This is a genomic window from Halopseudomonas salina, from assembly GCF_014637955.1.
GTDB lineage: Bacteria > Pseudomonadota > Gammaproteobacteria > Pseudomonadales > Pseudomonadaceae > Halopseudomonas > Halopseudomonas salina.
The window spans coordinates 84,839-100,922 of sequence record NZ_BMFF01000002.1; the positions used below are offsets into that span (position 1 = coordinate 84,839).

10 protein-coding genes are annotated in these 16,084 nt (G+C 57.1%); 2 read left to right on the forward strand and 8 right to left on the reverse strand.

The window, feature by feature from the left end; genetic code table 11:
- Positions 1-268: 268 nt before the first annotated feature.
- The gene (locus IEV54_RS04365) at positions 269-2,065 is read left to right on the forward strand and encodes an SLC13 family permease (RefSeq protein WP_150276131.1); all 1,797 of its coding nucleotides are present in this window, start codon (positions 269-271) and stop codon (positions 2,063-2,065) included.
- 167 nt (positions 2,066-2,232) lie between these two features.
- On the opposite strand, the gene IEV54_RS04370 is transcribed toward IEV54_RS04365, so the two are convergent.
- Positions 2,233-3,513, reverse strand: a complete 1,281-nt coding sequence (locus IEV54_RS04370; RefSeq protein WP_150276132.1) for a bifunctional O-acetylhomoserine aminocarboxypropyltransferase/cysteine synthase — start codon at positions 3,511-3,513, stop codon at positions 2,233-2,235.
- 161 nt (positions 3,514-3,674) lie between these two features.
- On the opposite strand from IEV54_RS04370, the gene IEV54_RS04375 reads away from it, so the two are divergent.
- Positions 3,675-4,505 (forward strand): universal stress protein, encoded by an 831-nt coding sequence (locus IEV54_RS04375; RefSeq protein ID WP_150276133.1) that lies wholly within the window; start codon positions 3,675-3,677, stop codon positions 4,503-4,505.
- 4 nt (positions 4,506-4,509) lie between these two features.
- On the opposite strand, the gene IEV54_RS04380 is transcribed toward IEV54_RS04375, so the two are convergent.
- The 7 genes from IEV54_RS04380 to aroK form a co-directional block, all read right to left on the reverse strand.
- Complete coding sequence (locus IEV54_RS04380; protein ID WP_150276134.1) at positions 4,510-5,280, reverse strand: ParA family protein; 771 nt, start codon at positions 5,278-5,280, stop codon at positions 4,510-4,512.
- Between the two features lie 39 nt (positions 5,281-5,319).
- The gene (hemE, locus tag IEV54_RS04385; RefSeq protein WP_150276135.1) at positions 5,320-6,402 is read right to left on the reverse strand and encodes a uroporphyrinogen decarboxylase; all 1,083 of its coding nucleotides are present in this window, start codon (positions 6,400-6,402) and stop codon (positions 5,320-5,322) included.
- A 177-nt stretch (positions 6,403-6,579) separates the two neighbouring features.
- Positions 6,580-7,998: a glutamate synthase small subunit GltD family protein gene (locus IEV54_RS04390; protein WP_150276136.1), complete on the reverse strand. Its 1,419-nt coding sequence runs from the start codon at positions 7,996-7,998 to the stop codon at positions 6,580-6,582.
- A 106-nt stretch (positions 7,999-8,104) separates the two neighbouring features.
- Positions 8,105-12,553, reverse strand: coding sequence for a glutamate synthase large subunit (gltB, locus tag IEV54_RS04395; protein ID WP_150276137.1), 4,449 nt, complete (start codon positions 12,551-12,553; stop codon positions 8,105-8,107).
- 235 nt (positions 12,554-12,788) lie between these two features.
- Positions 12,789-14,369, reverse strand: a complete 1,581-nt coding sequence (locus IEV54_RS04400; RefSeq protein ID WP_188434323.1) for an AAA family ATPase — start codon at positions 14,367-14,369, stop codon at positions 12,789-12,791.
- 20 nt (positions 14,370-14,389) lie between these two features.
- A complete protein-coding gene (gene aroB / locus IEV54_RS04405; protein ID WP_150276139.1) occupies positions 14,390-15,469 on the reverse strand; it encodes a 3-dehydroquinate synthase in 1,080 nt (359 codons plus the stop codon).
- Between the two features lie 97 nt (positions 15,470-15,566).
- Positions 15,567-16,082 carry a shikimate kinase AroK gene (aroK, locus tag IEV54_RS04410; protein ID WP_150276140.1) on the reverse strand — a complete coding sequence of 172 codons (516 nt, stop codon included), beginning with the start codon at positions 16,080-16,082 and terminating at the stop codon, positions 15,567-15,569.
- Positions 16,083-16,084: the final 2 nt, after the last annotated feature.

A 16,084-nucleotide genomic window follows, 5' to 3' on the forward strand; every position in this document is an offset into this window, starting at 1 on the left:
AAGGCAAATGCCTGCCAATTTCATTGCTTGATACAAAGCCATAAGGCGCCAGCAGAACAGCGGGAGTCCTTATGCAGACTGCTGTGCTCTGTTCGAGACGATTGACCAGCGCTGCGCCGCACTCGTCCTTACCCGCCAGGCCTCTTATTCTATAAAGCTATATAAAAATCAGTTTTCGTGCTTGGACAATCTTAGCCATCCCTCTTAATGTGGCGGCCTGAAAGGTTCCGACCCGCGGAGCCACTGTTACAAGACAAGGTTCGGGTTGATGAACTGGGATTCCCTGCCAATGATTGGCGTCGCCGTTCTGCTGTGCTGGGTTTTTTACGCCTTTGCACGGGAAAAATTCAGCCCTGATGTAGTGGTCGGTATCGCTGTGGCGGTGCTGCTGGTCAGCAGCTTACTGAGTCCTTCCGACGTCCTCGGCATCCTGTCCAACAGTGCGCCTATTACCATTGCCTGCATGTTTGTGCTTTCCGCTGCGCTGGAACGCACAGGCTGCGTCGAGGCGCTGGGCAAGTGGCTGTCGCGCATGGGTGGCGGCAGCCCGTTACGCACCCTGTTCAGCCTGATGCTGACCGCCATGGTGCTATCTACCTTTATCAACAACACACCCGTGGTTGCCATTCTAACGCCCGTCGCTGTAACGCTCGCGGCCCAGGTTGGCAGCAAGGCATCCAAGATGCTGATACCGCTGTCCTACGCGACGATCCTCGGTGGCACCATGACCATGATCGGCACATCGACAAACATTCTGGTCGACGGCGTGGCTCGAGAGCAGGGCATGGAGCCCTTCGGCATGTTTGAAATATTCCTGCCTGGCCTGATCATGTCAGCAATCGGCCTGGCATTCATCATGCTGGTCGGTCATCGACTGTTACCTGACCGCGAGAGTCTGTCAAAGCAGTTGCGCCCGGATCAAAGCAGACCCTTCATGACCGAACTGCTGGTCCCCCATGACTCCCCCGTGGTCAATCAGACCATCAGCGATGCAAAGCTCAATGGCGATACCGGCATTCAGGTTCTGAAGATTTTCCGCGGCGATGAAGAGCTCTCTACTCCGGTCAATACGACTGTGCTCAATGCCGGCGACAGGCTTGTACTGCACGCCAACATGCGCGACTTCATAGAGCTACGTCAGACCGGCCTGCTTACCTTCAATCACCAGCAGCCAGCCAATTTCGAAACCATATCCACCCGGGATGTGGTGCTGGCCGAAGCCATCGTTGGCCGTAACTCGCGCTACAGCCATCGCCCCATGCGCGATTTGAACCTGACCGCCCGCTACGGTATTCACGTACTGGCGATCCATCGACATAACGAAAACATCCAGGACAACCTGGATGATTTTCAGCTGCAGTTCGGTGACGTGATGCTGGTGGAGGGTACCCCCGCACAGATCCGCAAATTTGCCGACAACGGTGATCTGATCAGTCTGAACACCGTGCAGGAGCGTGCCTATCGCCGCGACAAGGCGCCTATCGCGATTGCTGCCGTATTGGCGGTGATGGTGCTGGCAGCACTGAAAGTGATGCCTATAGAGGGTCTGGCAATGATCGCTACCGCCGCTGTGCTGGCGACCCGATGCCTGGATACCGAAGACGCCTACAAGGCCATAGACTGGCGCATTCTGACGATTATCTTCGGTATGCTGGCGATAAGCGTCGCGATGAACAAGGTCGGGTTGGTGGATAGCGTTGTCGATCAGGTCATGCTGCTGGCACCGTTGATGGGCCCGCTTTTCATGCTGTCTTTCATCTACCTGCTGACCTCGATCCTCACCGAGATTGTCAGCAACAACGCCGTCGCGGTATTGCTGACGCCTATCGCGATGGGTGTTGCCTATCAGCTCGGCGCCGACCCGCGGCCCTTTGTGGTTGCCGTGATGTTCGCCGCCAGCGCCAGCTTCGCCACACCAATCGGCTACCAGACCAACACCTTTGTCTACAGTGCAGGGGGTTACAAGTTCACCGACTTCATGCGCATCGGGATACCGATGAACCTGATCATGTGGGCCACGGCGACGCTGGTGATACCGCTGGTCTGGCCGTTATTTCCCGGCTAACGCAGCGGCAAGCTTCAAGCTTCAAGCTTCAAGCAGTTTGAAGTGGCTTTTATAATAAAGCCCGCCAATTACCACTTGGCAGGCTGAAACCTGCTCACTATCAACCAGCTCGGACAGCTTGAAGCTTACCGCTTACCGCTTACCGCTTGCAGCTTGCGGCTTGCGGCTTAGCCCTTCTCGCTTTTCTCAAGCGCCTGCTTCAGATCCGCAAGAATGTCATCGATATGTTCAATACCGATCGACAACCGCACCATATCCCTCGGTACGCCAGCCTTGGCCAGCTCTTCGTCATCCAGTTGGCGATGGGTGGTGGTTGCCGGATGGCATGCAAGGGATTTGGTGTCACCAATATTCACCAGTCGCACGACAAGATCCAGGGCGTCGATAAAGCGCGCACCTGCCTCCTGACCGCCCTTGATGCCGAATGACAGAATCGAGGCTGGAATGCCTCCCATGTATCGCTGCGCCAGCGCGTGTTCCGGGTGGTCCGGCAGTCCGGCAAACTGCACCCAGCTGACCTGCGGATGCTGCTGCAGGTATTGCGCGACCTTCATCGCGTTTTCACAGTGACGCTCCATACGCAAGGTGAGTGTTTCCAGGCCCATCAGGATCTGGAACGCATTCATCGGCGACAGTGCTGCCCCCATGTTGCGTAACGGCACCACTCTGCAGCGGCCGATAAATGCAGCCGGGCCAAAGGCCTCGGTATACACCACGCCATGGTAGGAAGGATCGGGCGTATTCAAAAGCGGGAAACGCTCTGCGTTATCTGCCCAGGGGAAGGTTCCGCTATCGATAACCATGCCGCCCAGCGTGGTGCCATGGCCGCCGATATACTTGGTCAATGAGTGCACGACGATGTCTGCACCATGCTCGATTGGCCGGCAAAGTGCTGGCGTGGCCACTGTATTGTCGACAATCAACGGTACACCATGCCTGTGGGCCGCTTCGGCCAGAGCGGTAATGTCGATAATATTCCCCGAGGGGTTGCCCACTGACTCGCAGAAAACCGCCTTGGTCCGGGCATCAATCAGGCTTTCCAGGCTGGCTATATCGGCGTGATCACCAAAGCGAACCTCGATACCCTGACGCGGCAGGGTGTGGGCAAAAAGGTTATAGGTACCGCCGTACAGCTTGGCAACTGAAACGATGTTGTCACCGACTTCGGCCAGGGTTTGAATAGCGTAGGTGATGGCCGCCATACCGGACGCCACAGCCAGACCACCCACACCACCCTCCATCGCCGAGAGCCTCTGTTCGAGTACATCGTTGGTCGGGTTCATGATGCGCGTATAGATATTCCCGGGCACTTTGAGATCGAATAGATCAGCACCGTGCTGGGTGTTATCGAACGCGTAAGAGGTAGTCTGGTAGATCGGGACCGCTACTGCCTTGGTGGTCGGATCCGGGGAATAACCGGCGTGTACCGCGAGTGTTTCGAGCTTCATGGTTATATTTGTCCGTCGAGGGGTGTGCCGACAAGCATGCCCATGCAGCAGGTGACAGGTCAATATCGGAAACGGACCTGAGAGCAAAGCTTGCTTTCGGTCAACTAATCACACAAAACAGGAGGGCATACTGGAGCAGTAAACCTCAAGGAGTGCTTGCCGTGTCACCGATCATCGTTGCCAGCGACCTCAGCCCCGAATCCGATCTGGCCATTAGCCGGGCATGCATGCTCGCCGGCCGTCTGGGCGCACCACTCATTGCCCTGCATACGGTGGATAATCATTTATCCCTGGCCCTTCAGGACAAGGCCTGTGCCGAGGCCAGGGTCCTGCTCGAGAAACAATTCGAACGATGCCCCGGTGGCACTGCCGACGTACAGATTGTCATTCAGCGCGGTCCTGTTGCCGAGACCATCCTGCGCGCAGCGAGTGAATGTGCGGCACAGCTGCTGATACTGGGTCGGCACCATCAACGCAATCCGGAGCTATTTGTGGGCACCACACTCGAGCGAGTGAGCCGACTTTCCTCGGTACCGGTGCTGTTAGTCGCCAGTGAGAGCAGCTCTTATGACAACGGGTTGCTGGCGCTGGATTTTTCAACCTGCGCCAGTGAGGCCTTGCGTTGTGCTGCAATGCTGCTGCAAGGGGGCAAGCTACATGCACTGCACATGTGCAATCCACCGCTGGGAGCGCGGCTGGCTGGGCCGGCTGCCCGCGAAGCATTCATGGTCGAGAGACAGGAAACGTTATCGTATCTACTGGAAGATGAGATGGAGACTCTGGATCTTATTGGTACACCCAGACCCGATACTGAGCTGAAGATGCGCAGTGGAGAACTCCGCGCCTTGCTTGAACTGGAAATAGCCCAAATCCATCCCGGATTCATCGCTCTTGGCAGCCATAGCCGCAGCAGCATGGGGGAAGCATTACTGGGCAGCCTTGCGCTCGCGCTGCTGAGAGAGCCGCCCTGTGACGTGCTGGTTGCTCGCTGAGGCCCTAGCCAGCCTCGATATGGTCGTGCAACGCGATGAACTGCTGGGTCAGCTTGTGCCGGCCATCGAGAAAAATCAGCGGTGTATTGACCTGATGAGACTCGCGCATTCGCACTGAACTGGAAAGATACACAGGCAAGACAGGCAGCCCCTCGGCGATCAGTTCGTCGAGCATCTGTTGTGGCAGCGATGCCCGCGCCTGGAACTGGTTCACCACAATGCCTTCAACTTCCAGGTCCTCGTTATGCTCTTCCTTGATATCCTCCAACTCACGGAGCAGACCATAGAGCGCCTGGCGGGAAAAGCTGTCGCAATCAAAGGGGATCAAGCAGCGGTTAGAAGCGATCAGCGCGGAAATAGTATAGAAATTGAAGCTCGGCGCGGTATCGATATAAATCCGTTCGTAATTGTCTTTCAGGTCGTTGAGTAACTTGCGCAACTTCTGGATCTTGTAGCGCGACTCGAGCTTATGTTGCAGCTCACCCAGTTCCGGGCTCGCGGGCATCAGCCAGAGGTTTTCAAAGGGCGTTTCGGTGACAAACTGCTCGGCCTTCTTGTTGAACAGACTACTGGACAGCGTTTGCGCGAAGAAGTCGGCAATGGTCAGGTCAACATCTTCGAGACCGTCGCCGAGCAGGTAGTGGCTGGAATTGGCCTGAGGATCAAGATCCACGACCAATGTCTTGTACCCCGCCGCAGCACTGACTGCGGCCAGATTGCAGGCGATGCTGGATTTGCCGACACCGCCTTTCTGATTGAAAATGACTCGCCGCATAACCTTCTCCCGGTCAGTCCTGCGTATGGCTGATTTGATTCAGACTACGATAGCAGAGGGGTCGTGATAGATCGCCGACAACTCGTGCACGGCCTCGATAAACGCACCCGCATGCGCAGGATCTACTTCTGGAGTGATACCGTGACCAAGATTGAATACATGACCATTGCCCTTGCCGTAGCTCTTTAGGATGCGCGCGACTTCTTCGCGGATAGCAGCCGGCTTGGCGTACAACACCGTGGGGTCCATATTGCCCTGCAGTGCGACCTTCGAGCCCACCCGCGAGCGTGCTGCGCCCATATCGATCGTCCAGTCCAGACCCAGCGCATCGGCCCCACTATCAGCGATACTTTCCAGCCAGAGCCCGCCGTTCTTGGTGAACAGAATCACCGGTACGCGGCGCCCGTCATGCTCGCGGATCAGGCCAGATACAATCTTGCGCATATAGGCCAGGGAAAACTTCTGATAGGCATCAGCCGACAGGTTGCCACCCCAGGTATCAAAAATCTGCACTGCCTGGGCGCCGGCCATGATCTGACCGTTGAGATAAGAGGTTACCGATTGGGCCAGTTTGTCGAGCAATTGATGCATGGCTTCAGGCTGGTCGTACAACATGGCCTTAGTCTTGCGAAAATCCTTCGAAGATCCGCCCTCGACCATATAGGTAGCCAGCGTCCAGGGGCTGCCGGAAAAGCCGATGAGCGGCACGCGACCATTGAGTTCGCTGCGAATGGTGCGCACGGCATTCATCACGTAGCCCAGATCCTGTTCCGGATCAGGCACCTTCAGTGCCTCAACATCGGCCGGGGTATCGATACGCTTGCGAAAGCGTGGGCCTTCGCCTGTCTCAAAATACAGTCCGAGCCCCATCGCATCCGGAATAGTCAGAATGTCGGAAAACAGGATCGCCGCATCCAGCGGGTAGCGCTCCAGCGGTTGCAATGTCACCTCGCAGGCTCGCTCGGGATTCATGCACAGCCCCATGAAGTCACCCGCCCGACTGCGCGCTTCGCGGTACTCGGGAAGATAGCGCCCGGCCTGGCGCATCATCCAAACCGGAGTCACATCAACAGGCTCGCGCATCAGGGCGCGCAGGAAACGGTCATTTTTCAGTTGGGGCATGTAGTAGCATCCAATAGCGGAATCAGCCGCCATTGTACCGGGAAATCGGCAGAAAGATCAGCGCTGGCCGGCCAAACCTCAGGGCATGTTGCCACATGTCATGTTTTCTAGAGCGCGACCACTGTCACAGGCATAAAAAAGGCGCCCGAAGGCGCCCTGTATTTCACGCTGGCGCGATCAGAGATCGAGATACTCGAGAATTCCCTCTGCAGCCTGACGACCTTCCCATATCGCAGTCACTACCAGATCGGACCCACGAACCATGTCGCCACCGGCAAAGATCTTCGGGTTACTGGTCTGGAACCGATACTGCGCCTGCTCGACTGCAACCACTCGACCCTGACTGTCGGTATCCACACTCTTGTCGGCAAACCAGTCCGCAGGACTGGGACGAAAACCGAAGGCGATAATAACCGCGTCGGCCTGCAGGATCTCTTCCGAGCCGGGAATAGGTTCGGGGCTGCGACGACCGCGGGCATCGGGCTCACCGAGACGGGTCTCGACCACCTTTACGCCTTCAACGCGATCTTCACCAACAATCGCAATCGGCTGGCGGTTAAAGAGGAATTTCACGCCTTCATCCTTGGCGTTCTTTACTTCCTTGCGCGAGCCGGGCATGTTTTCTTCATCACGACGATAGGCACAGTGTACCGACTTGGCGCCCTGGCGAATCGACGTACGATTACAATCCATCGCGGTATCACCACCCCCCAGCACAACCACCCGCTTGCCTTTGAGGTTGATGAAATCAGCTTCGGACTTCTCGAATCCGAGGTTGCGGTTGACGTTGGCGATAAGAAAATCCAGAGCATCGTATACACCCGGCAGATCTTCACCCGGGAAGCCACCTTTCATGTAGGTGTAGGTGCCCATACCCATGAATACCGCATCGAACTCTCCTAGCAGTTCGTCAATAGTCACGTCCTTGCCAATCTCGGTATTCAGGCGGAACTCAATACCCATGCCCTCGAATATCTCGCGACGGCGTGACATGACCATTTTTTCGAGCTTGAACTCGGGGATACCGAAAGTCAGCAGACCGCCGATCTCGGGGTTACGGTCGAACACCACCGGACTAACGCCGGCACGCGCCAGCACATCGGCACAGCCAAGGCCTGCGGGGCCGGCACCAATGATGGCAACACGCTTGCCCGTAGGCACTACCTGGGACAGATCTGGTCGCCAGCCCATCGCAAAGGCGGTATCGGTGATGTATTTCTCCACCGAGCCGATGGTTACGGCACCGAAGCCGTCATTCAGGGTGCAGGCACCTTCACAGAGGCGGTCCTGGGGGCAGACCCGTCCGCACACCTCAGGCAGCGTGTTGGTCTGATGACACAGCTCGGCAGCTTCGAGAATATTGCCTTCCGAGACCAGCTTGAGCCAGTTGGGAATATAGTTGTGTACCGGACACTTCCACTCGCAGTATGGGTTACCGCACTCCAGGCAACGGTGCGATTGATCGCCCGCCTGCTCTGGCTTGAACTGTTCGTTGATTTCGACGAACTGGGTTTTGCGCATACGCAGCGGACGCTTCTGCGGGTCCTTGCGGCCCACATCGATAAACTGGAAGTCGTTGTTCAAACGGTCAGCCATAAAAAACCTCTTAGCAGCAGCGGTGCTCCAACGGAGCACGGCCGCAAACATTCACCTTGGGCTCAGACCCGCTCAAACACCGCGAGCCTGATGCCAGACAGCCGCTTTATTGCGGATTGGCTCGGGTGCTGCTCAACAAGGCACCCAGACTGGCCGCCTTGGGCTTGACCAGCCAGAAGCGCCGTATGTAATTGTCCAGGTTGTCCAGAACCTCGGCACCCCACGCACTCCCAGTCTCGGCTACGTATTCGTTCAGAACCATGGTCAGGTGACTGCGGTAGGACTCCATGGATTCGCTGGAAATCCGATGCAGCTCCACCAGCTCGTGGTTCAGTTTGTCGAAGAAGCTGTTGTCCTGGTCAAGTACAAAGGCAAAGCCACCGGTCATGCCTGCACCGAAGTTGTGACCGGTATGGCCCAGCACACAAACCATCCCGCCGGTCATGTACTCACAGCAATGGTCGCCGGCACCCTCGATAACCGCGTGACAACCGGAGTTACGCACGGCAAAACGCTCACCGGCACTGCCCGCGGCGAACAGCTTGCCGCCAGTGGCGCCGTAGAGGCAGGTATTGCCGATGATCGCCGTCTCTTCCGAGCGGAACGGGCTGCCCTTGGGCGGCACTACTACCAGCTTGCCCCCTGTCATACCCTTGCCCACATAGTCGTTGGCATCACCTTCTAGGTACATATGCAGTCCGCCGGCGTTCCAGACGCCGAAACTCTGACCTGCGGTACCCTTGAAACGATAGGTGATCGGCGCCTTGACCATGCCCTGGTTGCCATGTACCCGGGCGATTTCGCCAGATACCCGCGCACCGATAGAACGGTCGCAGTTGGTCAGCTTCATCTCGAACTCGCCACCAGTCAGCCCGTCAATGCAGGAACGCGCCAATTCGACCATCTTCTCCGCAGTCAGGCCCTTGTCAAAGGGCTCGTTGCGTGGCGATTCACAGTACTGAGGCTTGTCAGCAGGTACATCCTTGCTGAACAGCAGTGGCTCGAGGTCCAGGTTCTGCTGCTTGCTGGTGTTACCCGGCAGAATTTCCAGCAGGTCGGTCCGCCCGATCAGATCCTGCAAGCGTGTAACACCCAGCTTCGCCATCCACTCCCGGGTCTCGGTCGCGACATAAGTGAAGAAATTCATCACCATTTCCACGGTACCGATGTAATGGTTGTCACGCAGGTGCTTGTTCTGCGTTGCAATACCGGTAGCGCAGTTGTTCAGGTGGCAGATCCGCAGATACTTGCAACCCAGGGCAATCATCGGCGCTGTGCCGAAACCGAAGCTCTCGGCACCGAGTATCGCTGCCTTGATTACGTCCAGACCCGTTTTCAGGCCACCGTCAGTCTGTACCCGGACCTTGCCACGCAAATCGTTACCGCGCAGAGTCTGATGCGCTTCAGACAGGCCCAGTTCCCAGGGCGACCCTGCATAGCGGATGGATGTCAGTGGCGAGGCACCGGTACCGCCGTCATACCCGGAAATCGTGATGAGATCAGCATAAGCCTTGGCAACGCCGGCAGCGATGGTGCCTACCCCGGGCTCGGATACCAGCTTGACTGATACCAGGGCCTGGGGGTTGACCTGCTTGAGGTCGAAGATCAACTGCGAAAGATCCTCGATCGAGTAGATGTCGTGGTGCGGCGGCGGCGAGATCAGCGTTACGCCGGGCACTGCATAGCGCAGGCGGGCAATCAGCTCATTGACCTTGCCGCCAGGCAACTGACCACCCTCTCCCGGCTTGGCGCCCTGGGCCACCTTGATCTGCAGCACATCGGCATTGACCAGGTATTCGGGGGTAACACCAAACCGGCCAGAGGCGATCTGCTTGATCTTGGAGCTGCGTGAGGTGCCATAACGGGCAGGATCTTCACCACCCTCACCCGAGTTCGAGCGGGCGCCCAGACGGTTCATCGCTTCAGCAATGGCTTCGTGGGCCTCCGGCGACAATGCACCCAGCGAGATACCCGCTGAATCGAAACGTTTGAAGATGCTCTCGAGCGGCTCGACCTGGTCGAGATCAATCGGCGTCTGATCGTCACGCAGGCGCAGGAGGTCACGCAGGGACGCTACCGGACGGCTATTTACCAGCCCTGCATATTCCAGATACTTGTCGTAGCTGTCGCCCTGAACCGCATCCTGCAATGCCCTCACCACATCAGGATTGTAGGCATGGTACTCACCGCCGAAGATGAACTTCAACAGGCCGCCCTGCTGTATAGCCTTGCGTGGATTCCAGGCTTCCTTGGCCAGCAGCCCCTGCTCCATCTGCAGGTCACTGAAGCGCGCACCCTGAATCCGGCTGACCACCCCGCGGAAGCAGACGTCGACTACCTCATCAGCCAGACCGATTGCTTCAAACAGCTGAGCACCGCGATAGGAGACGATAGTGGAGATACCCATCTTCGACAGGATCTTCAACAGCCCCTTGGAAATACCCTTGCGGTAGCTCTTGAAGACCTCGTACAGATCACCAATGACTTCGCCGGTACGGATCAGGTCGCCAAGCACTTCGTAAGCCAGGTACGGATAGACCGCAGTAGCACCGAAGCCAATCAGCACTGCATAGTGGTGCGGGTCGCGGGCGGTAGCCGTTTCGACCAGAATATTACAGTCGCAACGCAGTCCCACTTCAATCAGGTGGTGGTGCACGGCGCCCACGGCGAGGGCCGCGTGTACCGGCAGCTTGCCTTCTTCAATATAGCGGTCGCTGAGCACGAGCAGGGTCTTGCCCTCGCGTACGGCGGCCTCAGCCTGTAGTGCTATGTCCTTGACCGCGTCGGCCAGGGGCATGTCGGCTGGCACATTAAGCTCGATACGCTGAACGGCAAAACCCGGGCGTTCGAGATTCATCAATGTGCGCCATTTGGCAGGCGACATGACCGGGCTGCTCAGGATGGCGCGGTTGGCGTGCTCGGCAGTCTCTTCGAACACATTGCGCTCGGCGCCAACACAGGTTTCCAGCGACATCACGATGGCTTCCCGCAGCGGATCGATTGCCGGATTGGTTACCTGGGCAAACTGCTGGCGGAAGTAGTCGTAAACCGAACGTACACGGGTCGACAGCACTGCCATCGGCGTATCGTCACCCATGGAGCCAACTGCTTCCTGGCCATTTTCGGCCAATGGACGAAGCACCTGGTCCCGCTCTTCGAAGGTGACCTGGAACATTTTCATGTACTGCTTGAGCTGTTCCGGGCTGAGAAAATCCGAGCCATGATCGCGATCGTTCATCGTGGCCTGGATACGTAGTGCGTTTTCCTTCAGCCACTTGCGATAAGGATGACGGGACTTCAGTCGACCTTCGACGTCATCCGTGTGCAGCACTTCACCAGTCTCGGTATCAACCGCGAGAATCTGGCCCGGGCCCACCCGGCCCTTGCTAATCACGTCTTCGGGCTGGTAATTCCAGACACCGATCTCCGAGGCCAGGGTAATGTAGCCGTTCTTGGTAACCACGTAACGGGCAGGACGCAGGCCGTTACGGTCAAGCAGGCACACGGCGTAGCGGCCTTCGGTCAACACGATACCGGCCGGGCCATCCCAGGCTTCCATGTGCATCGAGTTGAATTCGTAGAATGCCTTCAAATCAGCATCCATGGTCTCAACGTTCTGCCAGGCTGGCGGCACCACCATACGGATCGCACGGAACAGATCCATACCACCGGCAAGCAGAAGCTCGAGCATGTTGTCCATGCTGGAGGAATCCGAGCCAGTCACGTTGACGATGGGCGAAATGCTCTCAAGGTCAGGTAACAGCTCATTGGTAAACTTGTTGCGGCGAGCGTGGGCCCAATTGCGGTTGGCGGTAATGGTGTTGATCTCACCATTGTGGGCAACCAGCCGGAACGGCTGAGCAAGCGGCCATTTGGGCAGTGTGTTGGTGGAAAAACGCTGGTGGAACACGCTAATAGCGGTTTCCATACGTTGATCGCTCAGATCTGGATAGAAGCGGCCCAAATCAGCCGGCATCATCAAACCTTTATAGGAGATGACCTTGTGCGACAGGCTGCAGACGTAGAAATCCGGGGCCGCCTGCATGGCAATCTCGGCCTTGCGTCGTGCGTAAAAGAGTTTGATGCCGAACTGCTGTTCGTCGAGGCCTTCGCCAGAGACAAACACCTGCTCGATTCGCGGCATGCTGCTCAGAGCCAGCGGCCCGAGGACACTGCTGTCTACCGGCACTTCACGCCAGCCCAGCGATACCAGACCCTCGCCTTGGAGCGCTGCATCAAAGGCCGAATGGGCTGCCTCTGTAGCGGCCTGATCAGCACCCATGAAGACCATGCCAACGGCATATTGTTCAGGCAGGGCGACGCCAATCGATTCCTGGGCTACGTCGCGCAGGAATCGGTCCGGTTTCTGAATGAGCAGACCACAGCCGTCACCGGTCTTGCCGTCAGCGTTGATGCCGCCACGGTGTGTCATGCACGTCAGGGCTTCAATTGCCGTCAGTAACAAGTGGTGGCTCGGCTCTCCCTGCATATGGGCGATAAGACCAAAACCACAGTTATCCTTGAACTGATCAGGCTGATATAAACCTGCTTTCATAGGCACACTCTCAAATGCTATTGAATTCAGACGCTTACGAGACTCAAACGAGACTGGATCTGGCTCGGCGCCGGACAAAAGGGGAGTAATTGTACACAGCGGTTTGTACAGCCACAATTTTTTTTCGGCTAGAAGTGCCGCATAAGCGTATCCAAATGTCGTAAATAAGAAAGCTTTTCAGTGACCAGACTACTAGCGGCGAAGTGAAAGCCTCACCCCGCCACCAGAACCTATGTCATTTCAGGGCTTTTTGAATATCACCCACCGAGCGTGGCCACGGGTTAGCGCTGCGCATTGAAGCAGGCAGTCCGGAGATTCCCTGCTGAGCCTGCTGACGACCAGCATAGTTGCCCTGAGTAACGACAAACCAGGGTTCACCCTGATGGGTCGTCTGGAAAAATCTCAACTCTGCCACGCCGGGATTATTACTGATGAAACCACTGGCTGCGCCACGACTGCGCGAGCCGAGCACCTGCAACACATATCTACCTGGTTGCTGCGCACGGTACCAGTCATCACCACTCGCACCAGCCGCAGCTGTTTGTGGTGCCGAGGGAGCTACCGGCTCGCGGGCAGGCTGAACCGGTTGAGCCTCTGACGTCGGTGTCGGCGCGTCCACCACCGGCGATTCGGGTACAGGCTGCACTGGCTGAGCTGGCATAGCTGGTGATTGTTCCGACCTCTCTACCTGCGCCTCAGCAGAGGCTTCCACGGGAACTTCTCCAGCACCGTTACTGGGAAAAAGATTGACCGTGGCAGAACGTTCGGAGTCCGCAATACGGGTATCTTCGTTATCAGACGGGACCTCGGCGAGCTCATCTGACCCTGGAGGTCTCTCTGATGGAGCAAGGCCGGGGGCAGCGTTTAATTCGGTGAGCTCGGCGAGCTGGGGGTCATTGGTTGCATCGACCGGTACTACCGGATCCGGCAACTCCAGCACCGTGGTGACCGGCTCTCCCTCGCGTTCACCCATGAACCAGGCAAAACCTATGCCCACAGCCACCAGAACCACCGCCACAAGGGACTTCAACGGCAGGACGGCACGGCGGGATGTGATGGGCGACTCCTGCTCAGCCATGGCTTCGCCCATGGATTGCCGGGCTGCGTCGTTGATACGACCAGGCCAGCCACCGCTATGTCGATGAATCCATTGCGTCTGATCTTCATCGAGCAACTCGATGCCTTGTCCTGCAGCCTCCAGACGCTGAGCAAGATAATCCCGAGTCTCGTCAAGGGTGTAGGGCTGCAGGGCAATCAGATGCAGCCATTCAGCACCCTCTTCATCGGCGCTGACGCTGTCCAGCATGGGCTGGATACTATCATCGGCAAACAGGAAGATACGCAGGGGAGAGTCCCCGCCGCTCACCCGGCTCAAGTCAACGAGCTCCTGTAGCGCATCCTGTTCCAGCAGATGCGCGTCGTCGATAATCAGATAAAGGTTTACGCCCGTATCATTGAGCTGGCCGGCCCGGAGCAACAGCGACCTGGAGTCTCGTCCACTGGCATTAACCGCCTGACAAAAAAAGGAAGTCAGTGCGCTGGCGCTCGGAAACTCGCGCGCGGTGGTCACCACGCATTGGGTAGTATCCTTGTTACTGCTGGCTACCAACACCTGGCGCAGTAGCGTCTTGCCACTTCCCTGCGGGCCGGTGACCAACAGAACCTGATCACCAAATCGGGCCAGATGGTGCAGTTGCGCCAGCACTGTCTTGCGTTGCGGCGTGAAAAACTTGAATCCCGGCGTACGCGCTGCAAAAGGATCATGGCTTAGCTGGTAATACTCTTCGATACTTTCAGCACCGCTCAACGCGTTCATGCCTGTTTCCTGTGAATCTGTCATGGGTGGCCCTGTGCAAGGGTAGCTTGCAATGTTTCAGTATCAAATTCGGCGGTAACCACCGCTTTGCCGATGGCTTCCAGCAAAACCAGGCGTAACTGTCCATCAAGAACTTTCTTGTCCACCGCCATCAGACGGACAAAGTCCTGCGGCGTCATTGTTTCAGGCGGCCTTACGGGGAGACCTGCCAGGGCAATTATCCGGATTCCGCGATCACAAGCTGCTGCGTCAATCCAGCCAAGCCGCCTGGACATATCCAGCGCCATGGCCATGCCGGCCCCAACCGCTTCACCGTGTAGCCACTGGCCATAACCCTGTTGAGCTTCGATCGCATGTCCGAAGGTATGACCCAGATTCAGGATCGCTCGCACACCTCCTTCTCGCTCATCCGCAGCAACAACCTCCGCCTTGATGGCGCAGGAACGCGCAATCGCCTGCGTTACCAGGTCATGGTCCAGGCCTCGAAGCTCCTGCATATTGGCTTCTAGCCAATCAAGAAAGGTCTCGTCGCGGATAAGCCCGTACTTTATGACCTCAGCCAGACCGGCGCTCACCTCACGAGGAGGCAGCGATCTCAGGCTCGCCGTATCAATTATGACCGCGCGCGGTTGGTAGAAAGCCCCCAACATGTTCTTTCCGGCCGGATGATTGATCCCCGTCTTGCCGCCGACAGAAGAGTCAACCTGGGAAAGCAGCGTCGTTGGTACCTGGATGAAATCCACACCCCTCTGATAACAAGAGGCGGCAAATCCGGTCATATCGCCAATAACGCCACCACCCAGAGCAATCAGGGTAGTGCGTCGATCATGCCGCGAAGCCAGTAAGGTATCGAAGATCTGCTGCAGGGTTGTCCAGTTCTTGTACGCCTCACCGGTAGGCAGCACGACTCGGGACAACTGGTAACCGTCGAGAGTGCGACACAGAGCATCAAGATACAGAGGAGCTACCGTATCGTCCGTTACAATACAAACCTGCTTACCTGCGATATAGGGAGCGAACAGCTCGCGCTGCTCCAACAGTCCGGAGCCTATGAATATTGGATAACTGCGCTCACCGAGCTCGACCGTCAGTTGCTGCATATAGTTTCTCCCAAGCGAATGCGGCAAGAATACAACAGACGATGGCATTATGGGCAGTCAGGTACGGAAGCGACCTGACAGGTAGACGGGAACGGATTCAGGAATCAGATTCGAGCAGCCGCGCAACAACGGTATTAACCACTACTTTTGGGCCCCGTTGATCCGTATCGATGATGATGTCGGCAATTTCCCGGTACAGAGGATCACGCTTGGCCATCAGATCACGCAACACTCGTTCGGGATCAGCGTTCAGCAACAAGGGCCGTTGCCGGTCCTTGGACGTTCTCTGCAACTGCTGGTCAACGCTGGTACGCAGATAAACAACCAGGCCGTTAGCTGCCAGAGCTTGCCGATTGGCTTCGCGCATGACTACCCCGCCGCCGGTAGCCAGAACGATACCGCTCTCCAGCACCAGCTCGGCAATCATAGCCTCTTCGCGCTGACGAAAACCCTCTTCTCCTTCCACGTCAAAGATCCATGGAATATCGGCGCCGGTTCGCGCCTCAATTTCACGATCAGAGTCTTTGAAAGGATATTTGAGCTCCTTGGCAAGGAGTCGCCCGATGGTACTTTTTCCTGCCCCCATCGGGCCTACCAGAAAGACATTACGCAAGG